The organism is Neobacillus muris (genome assembly GCF_943193175.1).
Taxonomy (GTDB): Bacteria; Bacillota; Bacilli; order Bacillales; family Cytobacillaceae; genus Neobacillus; species Neobacillus muris.
This window is the reverse complement of record NZ_CALPDF010000037.1, coordinates 21,160-38,025: the sequence shown is the minus strand read 5'-3', so window position 1 is coordinate 38,025 and position 16,866 is coordinate 21,160. Positions and strand designations below refer to the sequence as shown.

Annotated in this window: 16 protein-coding genes; 8 read left to right on the top strand and 8 right to left on the bottom strand. The window is 40.7% G+C overall.

Annotated elements, in window-relative coordinates; genetic code table 11:
- Nucleotides 1-189 precede the first annotated feature (189 nt).
- Both NFS43_RS19135 and NFS43_RS19130 read left to right on the top strand, forming a co-directional pair.
- Nucleotides 190-1,752, top strand: a complete 1,563-nt coding sequence (locus NFS43_RS19135) for a fatty acid--CoA ligase family protein (protein ID WP_251554382.1) — start codon at nt 190-192, stop codon at nt 1,750-1,752.
- 154 nt (nt 1,753-1,906) lie between these two features.
- On the top strand, nt 1,907-3,178 hold the full coding sequence (locus NFS43_RS19130) for a M48 family metallopeptidase (RefSeq protein WP_251554381.1): 1,272 nt from the start codon (nt 1,907-1,909) through the stop codon (nt 3,176-3,178).
- A gap of 87 nt (nt 3,179-3,265) precedes the next feature.
- On the opposite strand, the gene NFS43_RS19125 is transcribed toward NFS43_RS19130, so the two are convergent.
- Nucleotides 3,266-3,502: an IDEAL domain-containing protein gene (locus NFS43_RS19125; RefSeq protein WP_251554380.1), complete on the bottom strand. Its 237-nt coding sequence runs from the start codon at nt 3,500-3,502 to the stop codon at nt 3,266-3,268.
- 191 nt (nt 3,503-3,693) lie between these two features.
- Between NFS43_RS19125 and NFS43_RS19120 the strand changes: the two genes are divergently transcribed.
- Entirely contained in the window at nt 3,694-4,245 is a 552-nt protein-coding gene (locus NFS43_RS19120) for a competence protein ComK (protein ID WP_251554379.1), read from the top strand.
- 29 nt (nt 4,246-4,274) lie between these two features.
- Here NFS43_RS19120 and NFS43_RS19115 read toward each other — a convergent pair whose 3' ends face one another.
- Entirely contained in the window at nt 4,275-4,640 is a 366-nt protein-coding gene (locus NFS43_RS19115; protein WP_251554378.1) for a YhjD family protein, read from the bottom strand.
- A gap of 247 nt (nt 4,641-4,887) precedes the next feature.
- Here NFS43_RS19115 and NFS43_RS19110 point away from each other — a divergent pair, with 247 nt between their 5' ends.
- The 5 genes from NFS43_RS19110 to addA all read left to right on the top strand — a co-directional run bounded on the left by NFS43_RS19110 (nt 4,888) and on the right by addA (nt 14,596).
- Nucleotides 4,888-5,829 carry an LCP family protein gene (locus NFS43_RS19110; protein WP_251554377.1) on the top strand — a complete coding sequence of 314 codons (942 nt, stop codon included), beginning with the start codon at nt 4,888-4,890 and terminating at the stop codon, nt 5,827-5,829.
- Nucleotides 5,830-5,868: 39 nt separating this feature from the next.
- Entirely contained in the window at nt 5,869-6,528 is a 660-nt protein-coding gene (locus NFS43_RS19105) for a TVP38/TMEM64 family protein (protein WP_251554376.1), read from the top strand.
- Entirely contained in the window at nt 6,525-7,079 is a 555-nt protein-coding gene (lepB, locus tag NFS43_RS19100) for a signal peptidase I (RefSeq protein WP_251554375.1), read from the top strand. The genes NFS43_RS19105 and lepB overlap by 4 nt, the downstream gene beginning before the upstream one ends.
- 247 nt (nt 7,080-7,326) lie before the next feature.
- On the top strand, nt 7,327-10,824 hold the full coding sequence (gene addB, locus NFS43_RS19095; protein ID WP_251554374.1) for a helicase-exonuclease AddAB subunit AddB: 3,498 nt from the start codon (nt 7,327-7,329) through the stop codon (nt 10,822-10,824).
- The gene (addA, locus tag NFS43_RS19090; protein ID WP_251554373.1) at nt 10,817-14,596 is read left to right on the top strand and encodes a helicase-exonuclease AddAB subunit AddA; all 3,780 of its coding nucleotides are present in this window, start codon (nt 10,817-10,819) and stop codon (nt 14,594-14,596) included. Before addB ends, addA begins: the two co-directional genes overlap by 8 nt.
- Before the next feature lie 86 nt (nt 14,597-14,682).
- Here the strand turns inward: addA and NFS43_RS19085 are convergent, their stop codons facing one another.
- The 6 genes from NFS43_RS19085 to NFS43_RS19060 form a co-directional block, all read right to left on the bottom strand.
- Entirely contained in the window at nt 14,683-14,901 is a 219-nt protein-coding gene (locus NFS43_RS19085) for a spore germination protein (protein ID WP_251554372.1), read from the bottom strand.
- A 46-nt stretch (nt 14,902-14,947) separates the two neighbouring features.
- Complete coding sequence (locus NFS43_RS19080) at nt 14,948-15,355, bottom strand: spore germination protein GerPE (protein WP_251554371.1); 408 nt, start codon at nt 15,353-15,355, stop codon at nt 14,948-14,950.
- Between the two features lies 1 nt (nt 15,356).
- Nucleotides 15,357-15,539 (bottom strand): spore gernimation protein GerPD, encoded by a 183-nt coding sequence (locus NFS43_RS19075; protein ID WP_251554370.1) that lies wholly within the window; start codon nt 15,537-15,539, stop codon nt 15,357-15,359.
- A complete protein-coding gene (gene gerPC, locus NFS43_RS19070) occupies nt 15,536-16,150 on the bottom strand; it encodes a spore germination protein GerPC (RefSeq protein ID WP_251554369.1) in 615 nt (204 codons plus the stop codon). Before gerPC ends, NFS43_RS19075 begins: the two co-directional genes overlap by 4 nt.
- An 84-nt stretch (nt 16,151-16,234) precedes the next feature.
- Nucleotides 16,235-16,519, bottom strand: coding sequence for a spore germination protein GerPB (locus NFS43_RS19065; RefSeq protein WP_251554368.1), 285 nt, complete (start codon nt 16,517-16,519; stop codon nt 16,235-16,237).
- 18 nt (nt 16,520-16,537) lie between these two features.
- A complete protein-coding gene (locus NFS43_RS19060; protein WP_251554393.1) occupies nt 16,538-16,759 on the bottom strand; it encodes a spore germination protein in 222 nt (73 codons plus the stop codon).
- Nucleotides 16,760-16,866: the final 107 nt, after the last annotated feature.

Below are 16,866 nucleotides of genomic sequence, written 5' to 3'. Positions count from 1 at the left end.
TCCTATTTCATGAAATGGCACCTTATGGGTGCTGTTTCTTTTATTGTGAATAAATTTAAATGGTTTCTTTTTTCAGAAATTTTAGAGTATTATACTTGTATAGAGTTCATTCATTCAATATAATATATTTGTAAATTGTTGCTAAAATAATATGAATGATTATTCATTCATAACAAAGGGGAGAGAGAAATGAATTTGCCATTGCAGCTTCACAAAACTGCAAAAGCTTCTGCCAATCAAATTGCCTATTATTTTATGGGCCAATCCTCAACGTATGCTGAATTGGATGAAGCGATAACGAAATTTGCATCAGGACTCGCAAAACTCGGAGTAAAACAAGGGGATCACATTGCTTTATTGTTGGGAAACTCCCCTCATTTTGTCATCAGTCTATATGGGGCATTACGGTTAGGGGCAACCGTTATTCCCATTAATCCAATCTATACGCAGGATGAAATTGGCTATATTTTAAACAATGGTGATGTGAAAGTAGTAGTCGGCCTGGATCTGATGATTCCAATTGCTGAAAAGGTACACCAGCTGCTGCCAAAAGTGGAGCATTATATCATTTGCGAAACAGAACAAAACGGGTTAGGAAATCCAGCCATTGAAGATCTCTCTGTTTTTTCAAAAATGAAATCGTTTACAAGTATTGTTGCAGCCGGGGATTTGGACTTTCAAGGGCCTGAACTGAAAAGTGACGATACCGCGCTGATTCTTTATACTTCAGGAACGACCGGGAAACCGAAAGGGGCGATGCTGACTCATCAGAATTTATACAGCAATGCCAGGGATGTCGGAGCCTATTTGAAAATGAACCAAGCAGACCGGGTGATCACCACTTTGCCGATGTTTCATGTTTTCTGTTTAACCGTATCCTTAAATGCACCACTTTTGAGGGGCGCTTCATTACTCATTGTTCCTAAATTTAGTCCAAAGGAAATTTTCCGGCTGGCTAAAGAATTAAAGGCAACGGTCTTTGCTGGAGTTCCTACCATGTATAATTTCCTCTATCAATATCCGGAAGGAAATCCGGATGACTTACGCACACTCCGTTTATGCATTTCTGGAGGAGCGTCCATGCCAGTTGCGCTGCTAAAGAATTTTGAACAGAAATTTCATGTATTAGTTTCAGAGGGATATGGTTTATCAGAGGCATCGCCGGTAACTTGCTTTAATCCTCTAGACCGTCCGCGCAAACCGGGTTCCATAGGTGTTTCCATCCCAAATGTTGAAAATAAAGTTGTAAATGAGCTTGGGGAAGAGGTCCCAATCGGTGAAGTGGGCGAACTTATTGTTCAAGGACCTAATGTGATGAAAGGCTATTATAAAATGCCGGAGGAAACCTCGGCAGCCATTCGCAATGGCTGGCTTTATACCGGTGATATGGCTAGAATGGATGAAGAAGGATATTTCTATATTGTTGACCGCAAAAAGGATCTAATTATTGTGGGCGGCTATAATGTTTATCCTCGTGAAGTGGAGGAGGTCCTTTACAATCATCCAGATGTAGTAGAGGCTGCTGTGCTCGGCGTACCTGATCCGAATCAAGGAGAGGCAGTTAAGGCCTATGTAGTAAGCAATAATCACGAGATAACATGCGAGCAGCTGCAAAACTATTGCAGAGAGCACTTGGCAAAATATAAGGTCCCAACTTCTATTGAATTTTTAGCAGAGCTTCCCAAAAATACAACCGGTAAAATTCTAAGAAGAGCCCTTAGGTCACAAGTAACTCAGGGCAGTCCAGCATAAATAAAAATATTAATTTTTGGGGGAAAGGCAGACCGATTGGCTCTGCCTTTCGTGTTGTAATGCCAATTTTTGTTTATTAGGACGTGTCTAGTTCTAAATCAAAAGTTTTTTACTAAACTAAGTATAGGAGGCTGTACAAAAAGGGGGACAAAACATGGTAAGAAAGCTGGGGGTCTATGCAGTTTTGGCCTTTGTTTTATATGGATTATTTTTCTACTGGTATTTATTCCATTTCGCAGATCCAAAGCTGCCATTTGAATTTCAAGGAACAAAAGCGGACCCGGCCACTTTTTTAAATGGCAGAGAGCTCATGCTAAGCGAAGAATATTCAGAAATTCGTAACCTGCTATTTTTCTTGGCAGAACCATTTGAATGGCTCGTTTATTTTCTCATCCTTATCTTCGGCCTGTCGAATGTCTTCAAACGCTGGGCGGAGGATTCTACAAAATACAAGCTGCTGCACACGCCGATTTATCTGTTTTGGTTATCGTTAGCTGCTTATATAGCAACTCTTCCCTTAAGCTATATCAGCTATTCCTTGTCCAAGACGTATCATATATCCACACAAACATTCCCTTCGTGGATGAAGGATGAGCTGATTGACTTTTGGATTAATTATGGGACATGGCTGGTGATTGTCCCAGTGCTGTACTGGCTGATGAAAAAAAGCACAAAACGCTGGTGGTTCTATGGCTGGCTTTTATCTGTGCCTTTTACGTTATTTATGATGTTTCTGCAGCCAGTGATTATCGATCCACTATACAATGATTTCTATCCTTTAAAAAATAAAGAATTAGAAGCAAAAATTTTGCAGCTTGCAGATAAGGCTGACATTCCAGCACAACATGTATTTGAAGTGGACATGGCTGAAAAAACAAACGCATTAAATGCTTACGTAACAGGAATAGGTTCTAATGCAAGAATTGTCCTTTGGGATACTACCCTGAATCGGCTGACGGATGAGCAAATATTACTTATTATGGCGCATGAAATGTGCCACTATGTAGAAAAGCATATATATTGGGGAATTGGTGGTTATTTGCTGCTTTCCCTGCTGGGATTATATTTAACTTATAGGATCATGAATTGGGTCCAAAACCGCTTAGGGAAAGAGTGGAAGACTGTAAAAGTGGGAGACATCCGTTCCCTTCCGTTATTTTTTATGATCGTCTCCATACTGTTATTTGCAGCAAGCCCGCTTGTCAATCTAGCATCCCGATATCAAGAGACGAGGGCGGACCGCTATGCAATAGAAATGACGAAAAATCCGGAAGCGGCGATCACATCTTTTCAGGAGTTAGCCAAGTCAGGTTTGACTCAAGTTCACCCTCCATTATTGGTAAAGATTTTTCGGTATACTCATCCTACGATGCTTGAGCGTATTTCTATGCTTGAACAATATGAAATTGAACATCGGCAGGATTGATTGTGCAAGGATTAAGCTGGAGGTAATCCCCCAGCTTCTTTTTTATCCGAAAAGAAAAAGCCGTCAAAGACGGCAAGCACAGGTCATTTAAGTCCCAAATTTCTTATTCACTTCTTTAAGCTGGCTGGATAATTGGAGAAAAGACATTCTATCCTTACGGTCAATTGCCTGATCAATACTTTGCATTAGCTTTTCCTTTTCCACTGTCAATTGGATTTCCGTTAAGAGCATTTCAACATAGAGTTCCTGGACAAAGTTTTCTTTTAACCGATTCCGCTTCATGGCTGCAACTTTCATTAATTCCGCATACGATTTTTCTTTCATGAAAATCACCCCAAATGCTTTTTTCTATTATATGGGGTTTTTTGAATATTATCAATAATAATTCAAATTTTCAGTTTTTATTTTTCTTGATAAAAATTTGTGAATAAATTAGCAACAATTCAGAAAATCTGGGGAATAATGTTTTGGAAGTGTTAAAATAATTTCGAATCTTAAATAAGGAGTTGATTTGTTTGAAACATGAAATTCAAGATTATGAGATTAATTCTTGCACGATGTTTTTGTCACCTGTAGAATACGGAAGTAAAGTGTATTCTCAGATTACTGAAGTTGAAGATGAATACGTCTCCCCGTTCAAACCTTTGGACATTATTAGACGAAGCTGTACCTATTTTGGAGTGGATTATGAAAGCAGAAAGAAAGGGACAAAGCAGCTTATTGGGTATTGTCGTAAACTCCCGATTGTAATTGAGCCATCTAACCATATTTTCTTTTTTCCTACCACTGCACCCGCCAGTCCAGAGTGTATATGGATTTCCAATGAACATATTGAAAAATATCGCCGAATGGGTCCGCATCAAACATTAATCACTTTTCGAAATAAATCTTCTCATCTGTTCCCAGTCTCATCTACCACGATTGAAACACAAATCCTTAGAACTTCATTGCTTAAAACAAAGCTTATGCAGAGAATTGATGGGAGCAAGAAAATGATTTATTTGCTTCACGGGCCAAAGGAATTAAATACTTCAGAAAGCGGAAAGGATTATGAAACGGAAAAGTAACGGTTATTGAAATAGATTGTATAACATTCTCATGACAATTGGCGCCCCTTTAATAAATAGGCCTGCATTAATTCTTGGACTTTATTGCGGATTCTTGGATTAAAGTAATTGTGATTTTCTTCGTATCCTTTGTAAATAAACATATACATCGTAAAGGTTTCATCCCGTTTTATTTCGGTTACCCGCAGTTGATTCTTTTTCATGTATTGTTTGACTTGGAATAACTCACCCTGAATATCCTTCATCACCGCTTCAATTAATTCCAAATAAGGTTTTTTTAGCTTGAAAGGACCTTTATCCACTACGGAGTGATCCCGATTTAGGATGGTTAAAACCATTGGCAAATAAATAGCTTTTTCCATCATGTCCCGATCATACTCTGGAATTCTGGTCATTGTCATTCACACCTTTCTAAAAATCGAACTAATGTTCCTATTTTATTTTACTAAAAACCATTCAATAATGCAATAATGCCTCTACATAGAAGTATGTGAAGAAGCCCGCTAAACAGCGAGGCTTTTTTATTGCAAAATTCATCATTTTCATGAGAAAGTTTTTATTAATAGAAGGATATCTGTTGGGGGAAAATGAATTTAAGAATAGACTTAGTGATAAAAAATACATACATAATAGGTGATTTTAATGAGAGCGGACAAACATCGAAATAAGAAACGGCGAAGATGGGCATCTATTTTGATTTTCTTTTTATTGCTTGTCGGTGGTGCTATTGGGTATTCCTATTACCAATATAACCAAGGCGTAAACCAATCATTAAAAAATATCAATAAGGATCCGGAAGAAGCAAAAGTGAACTATAAATTTGAAGGCCAAAAGGATCAATATGGGGATACCAATATCCTATTGCTGGGAAGTGATGCCCGGGGAGATGAGCCTTCGCGGGCAGATACGATCATGATTGCTCATTATAATGAAGACAAAGGGACTTTTAAACTCACTTCGATTATGCGGGATTCTTATGTACAAATTCCCGGATACGGCAAACATAAAATAAACTCAGCTTTTGCACGTGGCGGCCCTGAACTAATAAGGAAGACCATTAAACAAAACTTTGATATTGATTTGCAATACTATGCGATTGTAGATTTTCAAGGCTTTGTCCAGCTGATTGATGAAGCATTTCCAAATGGTGTGGAAATAAATGTTGAAAAGAAAATGAGCGCGTATGTGGATGTCCCATTGCAGCCAGGCCTGCAAAGATTAAATGGGGAAGAGATGCTAAGCTATGTCCGCTTTCGGCATGATGCGATCGGCGATTTTGGAAGGGTTGAACGGCAGCAGAAGGCAGTGAAAGCAATTGGAGACCAGCTAGTCAGCATTCAAAATGTTGCCAAGCTCCCGAAGCTGCTTGGTGTGGTCAGCCCATTTATCAACACGAATATGGACACTTCTGATATGTTATTTATCGGAAAAGATTTCTTCTCGGATGAACGGGGGAATGTAGATACATTGCGGATTCCAATTGACAACAGTTTTACTGAGAAGAGAGTGGCTAAAGACGGAGCCGTTTTAGATATAGATTTGCAAAAGAATAAAGCTGCCCTTCACGAATTTATTACAAAATAATTCATAGTTAATCTGGTAAAAGATAGAAGGAGAAAACGGATGGATATGGAAGTAATTAGAGCCTGGTTTACACTAGATAATATTATGGACCTCATACAGGAATATCGAGCACTGGGACCGCTCCCGGGAATCGGGCTTACCATTCTTGAAGCGTTCCTGCCGTTTCTTCCTCTTGTAGTGTTTGTAATGGCAAATGCAAATGCTTTTGGACTTTGGCTTGGATTTTTATATTCATGGCTTGGTGCGTGTGTTGGTGCCTTTCTGGTGTTTTCGCTTATTAGAAGATATGGGAAAAAGCGATTATTGGTGTTTTTTTCGAAGCACCCAAAAGTTAGGAAACTAATGGACTGGGTGGACCGGCACGGTTTTGGGCCTCTCTTTTTACTTCTCTGTTTTCCTTTTACCCCATCGGCCATTGTTAATATCGTAGCAGGTCTTTCCAAGCTTAGCGGCGCTCAATATATGCTTGCAGTCGTAATTGGCAAAATGGTCATGATTTTTACTATGAGCTTTATAGGCTATGACCTTCGTTCGTTAATAACCCAGCCCTATCGTACGGCCATCGTTCTGGGGATTATTTTTATTCTTTGGTATGTTGGAAAAAGAATCGAAGTAAGATTGAATAAAGGCGTAGAAAATGCCGATAATGGATCAAGAGATAGAATGGATAAGCCAAAAAAACGGAGGGGGATTCAATGAAAAGTGAATGGAAACGGGAAGGAATGGAATGGTTGAAGGCTTTTGTTATTGGCATTATCATTTTTATCTTTATTCGTGCATTTTTCTTTTCCAATTATGTTGTTGAGGGTGAGTCCATGATGCCAACTCTTGAGGATGGAAATAAACTGGTTGTGAATAAGCTGGGATACCAGTCCGGTGATTTGAATCGCTTCGATGTTATTGTGTTCCATGCGAATGAAAAAGAGGATTTTGTCAAACGGATTATTGGATTGCCGGGGGATAAGATAGAATATCGTAACGACCAGCTATATGTAAATGACCATAAATATGAAGAACCTTTTTTGAAAGTTTACAAGGAAAAAACACCCGGGGTGAATATTACAGGAGATTTCAGTTTACAGGAAATTACCGGGGAGAATACGGTTCCTGAAGGAAAGCTATTCGTGCTCGGCGATAATCGTTTAGGCAGCTGGGACAGCCGGCATTTCGGGTTTATTTCGGTGAACCAAGTGGTAGGAAAAGTCGACCTCCGTTACTGGCCATTAAACGAAATGGATATACACTTTTAATGGAATTCTATTGAAGCACGATAATTAGATCGTGTTTTTTTATTTCTCCAATAGTTGAACTTGCCTGTTGAATGACACTCCAATCAGCGGATGTTTAGAGGGAAATCGATCATGAACACAACCTTTATGTAAAAATAAGATTTACCATTTTTGGTTTTAAACATCCTTTTGGCTTCCAAACGTTTGTGCCTATTTTATGATAAAATGAGTGTTACAGAGTTTTGGAAAAAGGAGTGCGATATCCGATATGTCATTAAGAATCGTAGTTGGAAGGTCGGGAAGCGGTAAGTCGGCTATGTTCCTCGACGAAATTCGCAGCAGGCTAATTGAAAATCCAGAAGGGTTCCCGGTTATTTATATTGTTCCAGAACAGATGACGTTTATGTCTGAATATGAATTGGTAACCGACCCGAAGATTGGCGGCATGATTCGGGCGGAAGTCTTTAGTTTTTCACGGCTGGCTTGGCGGATTCTTCAGGAGACAGGCGGAATTAGCCGTATGCATTTAAGCAGTGTTGGAATGAATATGTTAATCCGTAAAATAATCCATGAACAAAAAGATCGTTTAACGCTCTTTCAACGGGCAGCAGATAAAACCGGTTTTATCCAGCAAGTAGAGCAAATGATCATTGAATTAAAACGATACAATGTTAATCCAGAAGATCTTATGCACGGTTTAAAATCTTTCGAATCAGAAAGCACTTTTGATGCGAAGGCATTACATGATAAACTGGCCGATCTAGAAATAATTTATAAAAGATTCGAAGATGAAATCTTTGGAAAATATATTGATTCGGAAGATTATTTCCGCTTATTATCAGAAAAGATTTCCGCCTCCAGGTATTTAAGAGAAGCGGAAATTTATATAGATGGTTTCCATCGTTTTTCACAGCAGGAATATCAGGTGATCCAAGAGTTAATGAAGCAGTGTAAGCGTGTTTCGATTGCGCTGACGGCGGAATCCTTAGCACTGGATTCTCCTCCGGATGAACTTGATTTGTTTCGTGCATCGAAAGAGGCCTGTTTTACGATTTATCATCTCGCTGAAGCAGCAGGAGTTGAATGGGAACAGCCAATTATTTTAAACCAGTCAAAAAAATGGGCCGATCGTTCATTAGGTCATTTAGAAAGCCATTTTGATTCACGCCCGTCTGTATCGTTCCAGGGAAAAACGAAGATTGAAATTTGCCAGGCGGTGAATCGGCGGGCTGAAATGGAAGGAATTGCCCGTGAAATCCGGGAACTCGTCAGAACGAAAGGCTACCGATATCGAGATATAGCTTTGTTGGTCCGAAATGGGGGAGATTATCATGAGATACTTGAGCCTATTTTTGAAGATTATGAAATTCCATATTTTATTGATCAAAAGAGGACGATGCTTAATCATCCGTTAATTGAACTCATCCGATCCAGTCTAGAAGTCATTCAATCTTACTGGCGCTATGAGCCGGTGTTTCGAGTGATCAAAACGGAATTAATCTATCCCCTTCATGAGAAGCCGGATACCATGCGGGAAAAAATGGACAGGCTTGAAAACTATTGTTTGGCATATGGAATTAACGGCAGCAAGTGGACAAGTAAAGACCGTTGGGTTTATCGCAGAATAAGAGGATTGGAACTGGGGACAACTATCCAAACAGAATCTGAAAAACAAATAGAACAAGAATTGAATGAGTTAAAACTGATGGTTACAGCTCCATTGCTTCGGCTATCCAGACGGTTGAAAAAGGCAGACAATGGACGTAAACTTTGCGAAGCTGTTTATTTATTTTTAGAAGAATTAGATATTCCCGCTAAACTGGAAAGCTGGAAAATCGCAGCGGAGCAAGAAGGAAGACTTGTTAAAGCAAGAGAACATGAGCAGGTATGGAATGCTGTCATCGATTTGCTCGATCAGTACGTAGAAATTTTAGGAGAAGAGCCTGTTTCATTAACAGCTTTTGTTTCGATTTTGGAGGCGGGCCTTGAGTCCTTGCATTTTTCACTGATTCCGCCAGCACTTGATCAGGTTTTGATTGGTGATTTGGAGAAATCACGTCTTAAATCGATCAGGGCTGTGTTCGTTGCAGGCGTTAATGAGGGTGTACTGCCTGCCAAAATGACAGATGAGGGAATCCTTGCAGACGAAGATAGGGAAGTGCTGCTCGCGGCAGGGATACAGGTGGCTCCAAGCAGCAGGATCCGTTTGTTAGATGAAAATTTTCTTGCATACCAAGCCTTTACTGCGCCTACAGAAAAGCTCTATATTAGTTACCCGCTCGCAAATAATGAAGGAAAAGCCTTGATGCCATCTTCGTATATTAAAAGAATAAAAGATATGTTCCAAGATGTCAGAGAGCGGCTGTTTGTTTTGGACCCTGCTGACCTTCCAGAAGCCGGCCAGTTAGACTTTGTTTCTAATTTCGGTGTGACGTTAGCTTATCTTACTTCTCAGCTGCAATGGAAGAAACGAAATTATCCAATACCTGATTTGTGGTGGGATGTTTATAACTATTACATGAACAGCCGTGGACAAGCTGCAGCGCAGAAGGTGTTTTCTAGCCTGTTCTATACCAATCAAGCAGTCAGGCTGTCAAAATCAACAGCAGATGCCTTATATGGCGAGACGATACAAGCCAGTGTGTCGAGGATGGAGCTGTTTCATGCCTGTGCATTTTCTCATTTCGCCCAGCATGGACTAAAGCTAAGAGAGCGGCAAGTATTCCGCTTGGAAGCCCCGGATATTGGGGAACTGTTTCATGCAGCTCTTAAGCAAATATCAGAAACAGTGAACGAACAAAAATTATCTTGGGCAAGGCTGTCCAAACAGCAATGTGAGGAGCTGTCGAAAGCGGCTGTTAACACATTGGCCCCTAAGCTCCAGAATGAAATATTGCTCAGTTCACAGCGGCATCATTACATCAAACGGAAATTAGAGCAGATCATCACGCGGGCTTCACTTGTTTTAAGTGAGCATGCAAGAGTAAGCGGATTTTCTCCTATTGGCTTAGAATTAGGGTTTGGACCGAATGGAGACCTGCCGCCGCTGTCTTTTTCCTTGAAAAATGGCAAGCGGATGGAATTGGCCGGCAGAATCGACCGAGTTGACCAGGCCAAGCAAGACGATGAGGGTGTCTTTTTAAGAGTAATTGATTATAAATCAAGTGAAAAGGATGTTAATTTAACAGAAGTGTACTATGGTTTGGCCCTGCAAATGCTGACCTATCTTGACATTGTCATCACCCATTCTGACAAGTTGGCTGATATAAAGGCCAGCCCGGCAGGTGTTTTGTACTTTCATGTCCATAACCCGTTTATCCAGTCATCAAAAATGCTGGAAATAGAAGAGATTGAAAACGAAATGATGAAAAAGTTTAAAATGAACGGTTTGGTGTTAGGAGATCCTAATGTAGTCAGGCTAATGGACCAAACGCTCGAATCAGGAAATTCACAGATTATCGCAGCTGGAATTAAAAAAGATGGCCAGTTGACGAAAAATTCAAAGGTTGCCAGCATGGAAGAGTTTGACCAGTTAAAGAGCTATGTGCGAAACCTTTACCAGAAAGCAGGGGAAAACATATTGGGCGGGCAGAATGATATCGCTCCCTATAAGTTAAAGGATAAAATCCCTTGCACATTTTGCAGTTTTAAATCCGTATGTCAATTCGACGAATCCCTGGAAGCTAACCGCTTCCGAGTTCTAGCTCCTTATTCAAAGGATGATGTTTTAGAACTTATCAGAGAGGAGGAGAAAAATCATGAGTAATTGGGCCTTGCCGGCTAAACCGAAGGATGCCACATGGACAGACGATCAATGGAAGGCAATTATGGCAAGCAATAAAGATATTTTAGTAGCCGCTGCGGCGGGCTCAGGCAAAACCGCTGTATTGGTGGAAAGAATCATTCAAAAAGTCCTTTCGGAACACGATCCAATCAATGTGGATGAATTGTTAATTGTAACCTTTACTAATGCATCAGCAGCGGAGATGCGCCATCGAATCGGTGAAGCATTAGAAAAAGCCATTAATCAAAATCCAGCATCCAGGCATTTGAGAAAACAGCTTAGTTTGTTAAATAAAGCTTCTATTTCAACGCTTCATGCCTTCTGCATGGAAGTCATCCGAAAGTATTATTACTTAATTGACATAGACCCAAACTTTCGCATTGCTGATCAAACAGAAACACAATTAATTAGGGATGAAGTAATCGATGAACTATTTGAAGAGGAATATGGCAAAACGGATAATGAAAGATTTTACCAATTAGTAGATGCCTTTACGAACGACCGGAGTGATGCGGCCCTACAGGAAATTATTCAAAATGTATATGACTTTGCCCGTTCTAATCCAATGCCTGAGCAATATTTGCAAACTATTGTTTCTATGTACGATGTTAATCGAGATATACAGTTGGAAGAGCTGCCTTTTATTCAGGCATTGCTATTGGATATTGACCTCCAATTCCAATCGGCGCAGGAACTGCTGAACCAAGCTTTAAAACTGGCAAAACTTCCCAATGGTCCAGCACCAAGAGCAGAGAATTTGGAGGATGACCTAAAAGGGATTCAAACCCTTATGATGGCCAAACAAGATTCTTGGGAATCTCTCTATCGGGCGATGCAAACTTGGTCTTTCTCAAGAGCAAAACAGGTAAAAGGAGATCAATATGATAAAGAATTGACAGAAAAAGCGCAAAAGCTGCGTGAAAAAGCAAAGAAGAAGATTCAAGACCTTAAAGATGAGCTGTTTTCCCAAAAGCCGGAGAACTTTCTTCGTGATATGGAGGAAATGCACCCATTCGTTCAAACGTTAGCGGAGCTTGTTCATAAGTTTTCTGCCCGATTCCAGCAAGTGAAACGGGAAAAAGGGATCGTTGATTATGCAGATTTAGAGCATTTTTGTTTGGAAATTATGACGGGAGAAATTGATCAAAACGGTGTCTTTTCTCCATCGGAAGCAGCGGAATCTTACCGGCGCCATTTTAAAGAGGTTTTTGTGGATGAGTACCAGGATACTAATATGGTGCAAGAAACCATTTTAAAGCTTGTTGCTAAAGAAGAAGAACAGGCCGGAAATTTATTTATGGTTGGGGATGTAAAGCAGTCGATTTATCGTTTCCGCCTCGCGGAGCCCAATCTTTTCCTAGATAAATATAACCGGTTTACTTCTGATGGCAGCGAATCCGGATTAAGGATTGATTTAGCCCGCAATTTTCGAAGCCGCAAAGAGGTACTCGATGCCGCCAATTATTTATTTAAACAAATAATGGGTGTGATGGTCGGTGAAATAGTATACGACGAAGCGGCCGAGTTGAGAAATGGCGCTCCTTATCCAGAGGAGGAATCCTTTCCTGTTGAGGTAATCTTGGTCGACCAATCGACGGAGGCGTCAGCTGAATCCTCCCAAGAAACAGAATCAGATTTGGAGAGGACACAAGACGAATTTGACAAGGCAGACCTAGAACAATCTCAGTTAGAGGCGAGGGTCATCGCAGCGAAAATCAAAGAATTGATTGCACAGGGTTCCCCTGTTTACAGTACAAAGACGAAAACTGCCCGTCCGATTATGTATCGAGATTTCGTTATTTTGCTAAGGTCCATGACGTGGGCCCCTGCTATTATGGAAGAATTTAAGCAGCAAGGAATCCCAATTTACGCGGAATTATCGACAGGGTATTTTGAAGCGACAGAAGTGGCTGTCATGGTTTCGCTGCTTCGGGTAATTGATAATCCGTTCCAAGACATCCCTTTAGCTTCCGTATTGCGATCGCCGATCGTCGGACTAAATGAAGAGGAAATGGCCAAAATAAGAATTTACCAGAAGCGAGGTTCGTTTTGGGAGGCCGTTACTGCCTTTTGCAAGGATAAAATTGCTCAAGAATCAGAAGGCTTTTACGTGCATGTGAAAGAATTCCATGATTTGCTGAAAAAATGGCGGTCGATGGCTCGGCAAGGGGCACTATCTGAACTTATTTGGCAGTTATTTCGTGATACCCAATATTATGACTTTGTTGGAGGTTTGCCTGGAGGGAAACAGCGTCAGGCAAACTTACGGGCGCTATACGATCGGGCGCGTCAGTATGAACAAACATCCTTCCGCGGTTTGTTTCGGTTTTTGCGTTTTATTGAGCGGATGATCGATAGAGGGGACGACTTGGGAGCTGCAAAAACACTCGGTGAGCAGGAGGATGTCGTTCGGATTATGACTATCCATAGCAGTAAAGGCCTTGAGTTTCCAGTTGTGTTTATGGCAGGAATGGCACGTAACTTCAATATGACAGATATGAAGAAGCCTTACATGCTTGATAAGGATTTTGGCTTTGCTGCAAGGTACGTAAATGTACAAAAGCGGGTTACTTATCCGTCCTTGCCACAGATGGCATTTAAACGAAAAAAGAAAATGGAAATGCTGGCAGAGGAAATGCGTGTGCTGTATGTTGCGATGACAAGAGCAAAGGAAAAGCTTTATTTGACGGCCTCGTTAAAGGATGCTGCTAAAAAAGTGGATAGCTGGAGGGACACTGCCGACCATCCTGATTGGCTGCTGCCTGATTATAAGCGGGCATCTGCAGCAAGTTATATGGATTGGATTGGCCCTTCCCTCATTCGCCACCAAGACGCCATGGAATTAAGAGAGACGGAAGGGCAAATTCCGCAGGAAATCTTGATGCATCCATCTTCATGGAAAATTACTATTGTGAATGCTGAAGAAATGAATAAGCAAGAGATGATTAGCGAGCCAGAAGGAGAGGGGTATCTCGGCTATGTCCAGAAAGGCCTGACTGTTCCCGTTACCTCCATCTATGAGGATGAAGTCAGATCCAGACTCTCTTGGCAATACCCATTCATGAGTGCAGCGAGCCATCGTTCAAAGCAATCAGTGTCAGAATTGAAACGGCAGCGGGAAGTGATGGATGAACAAAGCGGAACTGATATCATCCAGCGATTCCGTAAACCAATCTTAAAACGGCCAAAGTTTATGCAGGAAAAGTCATTGAGTCCTGCTGAGCGCGGCACAGCTATGCATATGGTGATGCAGCATGTTGATTTGTCAAAGACTGTAACAGAAGAGTCGATCAAAGAGCAGGTGGCTTGGATGGCAGCAAACGAATTGTTAACGCAGGAACAAGCAGAGATGGTCGATATTTCATTGATTGTGAAATTTTTTGAAACAGAACTGGGGCAAAAATTTTACCAGGCAAAAGCGGTACATCGGGAAGTCCCATTTACTCTGTCGCTTCCAGCTCATGAGGTCTATCCGGATTGGACTGACTTAACAGAACGGATATTTATCCAAGGAATCATTGACTGTATCCTCGAGGACGAAACAGGACTCATTCTTATTGATTATAAATCAGATGGAATTACCGGCCGCTATAAAGGCGGATTTGAACAGGCAAAACCAATCCTTGTGGAAAGATATCAGCTGCAGGTTCATTTATATGCAAGAGCAATTGAACAGATATGGAAACGGCCTTTGACAGACAAGTATTTATTTTTCTTCGATGGGTCCCATGTCTTAAAACTTGATAACGATTAAAAAAATGACATAAGCCCAATATGGGTTTATGTCATTTTTGTATATTAGCTGTATTTTGTGTCCTTGATCTTAGCCAGATTTTTGTTTTAAAAATTCCCAGCAATAGGCTGGTCAACCAGTTGTGTATCGAGGACGTTGGTTGCGTTAAGTCCATTATTGGCAACAATGAGGCCGCCGGTATTGAATCCTCCTGATCCTCCAAACGTTTTTGAGCCAGATTTTGGAGAGATGTATAACGTGTCGCCGAATTGGACGATTCCTCCTGATACATTGACAATTTGTACGGGTCCTATAATCGCGGGCATTAAAAACATCCTTTTCTTTTGATAAAATTCTTATGGGCAATTGCCTTTACCGTAATCTATGCAGGTAACGAATGTCTTGTTCATGCCCATATGGCGAGAGATGGCGTATATGTTTGACCCTCGCCTCCGAATATATATTCCTGCTGTTTCCAACATGCAGTGTGGAAGAAGAGGAAATCCCAGTGATATCAATATTGCGGACCTTGATTAGCGGTGAAGTGTTGTGACGGATGAAAGTGACTGGTTCATAAACGGGCTCAAGTGGAATTGGCTTCGTAAATACGCGATAGTCAGCAAAATTAACTTCATTGCCAAAAAATATTTCAGCCTCTCTTTGCAAGGCGATTGCCCTTGAAAATTGGTTAATAATTTGGGAATCCCCGATTTGAAGGGTAGAGGAAAAAGCCACTTGTTTTACATGGATATGATCGACGCTGGATGTTCTTTCTAACATATTACTGCACACCCGGCTGAAGCGGGACAAAAGGTCCGATAATAAGAGATTCGGCAGGGGTGTCAAATGCGGAGGCAAGTTGAATGGTCTCGGTGTCGCCAATTAAAACCATGGAGGAGCTGGCGACACCAGTTATGGTGATATTCCCTACACAAAGATCTCGGTTATAAACCTCAAAAATCATTCTGGTTTCATTCCTTTCATATTTTCTGGAAGCTGATTTAAAAATGCCGCTACCCCATTTTGAATTTCTTGTTTAATGAGTTCAATGATCTGTAAGTCAGCATTCAGCGGGATATCCGAATTGCGGTTAGCATGAAAATTCTTCAGATGATAGTCAACCCTTGTTGGAAGCTGTTTAATAATATCCTGTTTAATAAAAGATAAATAGGATTCGTTTGGTTGAATATTTAATTTAGTTTGGGCCTGGCTGATGATGTCCGGCAAATCGGATTCTAAATATTGATAGATGGCTTCTTCAATTTTCATCGACCTTTTCATTTGATCTGCAGGGGTAAATTGAGTGTTTAGTGCCTGATTTTGCACCTCAAATTCTTCAATGCCAGACAAATCATTGGGGTTTAGGCCAATGTTTAATGTGCCTTCAAGAGTCTCAACCTTTAATTGATCAAACTTGTATTCAATTCGATCCACATGAATCGCTTTTGTTTCATGTAATGTTTTGATCTCTTGCTGCATTTTTTGAATAGATGCTTCCAAAGAGGCAATTCTATTTTCTTGTGATTGCATATACATTTGAAGCCATTGAAGGTACTGAGAAAGATCTTGATACATTTTATCACCCCGCAACATGTCTTCTCTGACGCTATCACCAGAAGACCTAATTTATTCCATTCATTCTTCTTGTGAGGCAGAAATTTAAGATTGATTCCGATCTCTTGATCTGACGGGAGCCTGTAAAGGGACTGAAGGCTGTTCCGTCAAGCTGGGTGGAGGAGTCCCAAATGAGTGTACTGCTGTTTGCCCCGCTAATTCATCTGGTTTTATAGTAGCTGGCGCTGGACCGGTAAAGCCTCCTGTATTGTATAGATAGGAGGCTGGCTTGATCATTCCTGCACTGCCAATTTGAAGGACTGAGGAATTGGTAATGCCCCCTACTCTTAAGCTGTTTATCTGAATGGATTGCTGTATATAAACATTCATCGGTTAACCACCTGTTTATTACATATTTAAGAAATTACTTTGATCAATGACATCGGGATCGTATGTGTTTGTCGAACTTACTTGGTTTCGGATTGCCAATTGATCCCCAGTATTAAAGGAACCTGCTCCGGAGAAGGTCTTGGCAGTTGAAAACGGCATGATTTTGTATACATCTCCAATATGAAAAGTGGAACTGTTTCCTAATGTAATGACTTGAGCAACACCAACAATTGCCGGCATAAACAACAACACCTTTTTTAGATAGGTTAAAACCATCTTGGATAATGGCCAGTGAAAGCGGAATAAACTTCCAGTCGTGCTTACCTATTCCCATCTTATGTATGGGC

Coding starts and splice junctions, on each gene's coding strand:
- lepB (WP_251554375.1), top strand. CDS start 6,525: ATGAAAAGTGAATGGAAACGGGAAGGAATGGAATGGTTGAAGGCTTTT.
- gerPC (WP_251554369.1), bottom strand. CDS start 16,150: ATGTATCAAGATCTTTCTCAGTACCTTCAATGGCTTCAAATGTATATG.
- NFS43_RS19115 (WP_251554378.1), bottom strand. CDS start 4,640: ATGACCAGAATTCCAGAGTATGATCGGGACATGATGGAAAAAGCTATT.
- NFS43_RS19130 (WP_251554381.1), top strand. CDS start 1,907: ATGGTAAGAAAGCTGGGGGTCTATGCAGTTTTGGCCTTTGTTTTATAT.
- NFS43_RS19060 (WP_251554393.1), bottom strand. CDS start 16,759: ATGCCGGCAATTGTTGGTGTTGCTCAAGTCATTACATTAGGAAACAGT.
- NFS43_RS19085 (WP_251554372.1), bottom strand. CDS start 14,901: ATGCCCGCGATTATAGGACCCGTACAAATTGTCAATGTATCAGGAGGA.
- NFS43_RS19105 (WP_251554376.1), top strand. CDS start 5,869: ATGGATATGGAAGTAATTAGAGCCTGGTTTACACTAGATAATATTATG.
- addA (WP_251554373.1), top strand. CDS start 10,817: ATGAGTAATTGGGCCTTGCCGGCTAAACCGAAGGATGCCACATGGACA.
- addB (WP_251554374.1), top strand. CDS start 7,327: ATGTCATTAAGAATCGTAGTTGGAAGGTCGGGAAGCGGTAAGTCGGCT.
- NFS43_RS19065 (WP_251554368.1), bottom strand. CDS start 16,519: ATGAATGTTTATATACAGCAATCCATTCAGATAAACAGCTTAAGAGTA.
- NFS43_RS19125 (WP_251554380.1), bottom strand. CDS start 3,502: ATGAAAGAAAAATCGTATGCGGAATTAATGAAAGTTGCAGCCATGAAG.
- NFS43_RS19110 (WP_251554377.1), top strand. CDS start 4,888: ATGAGAGCGGACAAACATCGAAATAAGAAACGGCGAAGATGGGCATCT.
- NFS43_RS19075 (WP_251554370.1), bottom strand. CDS start 15,539: ATGATTTTTGAGGTTTATAACCGAGATCTTTGTGTAGGGAATATCACC.
- NFS43_RS19080 (WP_251554371.1), bottom strand. CDS start 15,355: ATGTTAGAAAGAACATCCAGCGTCGATCATATCCATGTAAAACAAGTG.
- NFS43_RS19135 (WP_251554382.1), top strand. CDS start 190: ATGAATTTGCCATTGCAGCTTCACAAAACTGCAAAAGCTTCTGCCAAT.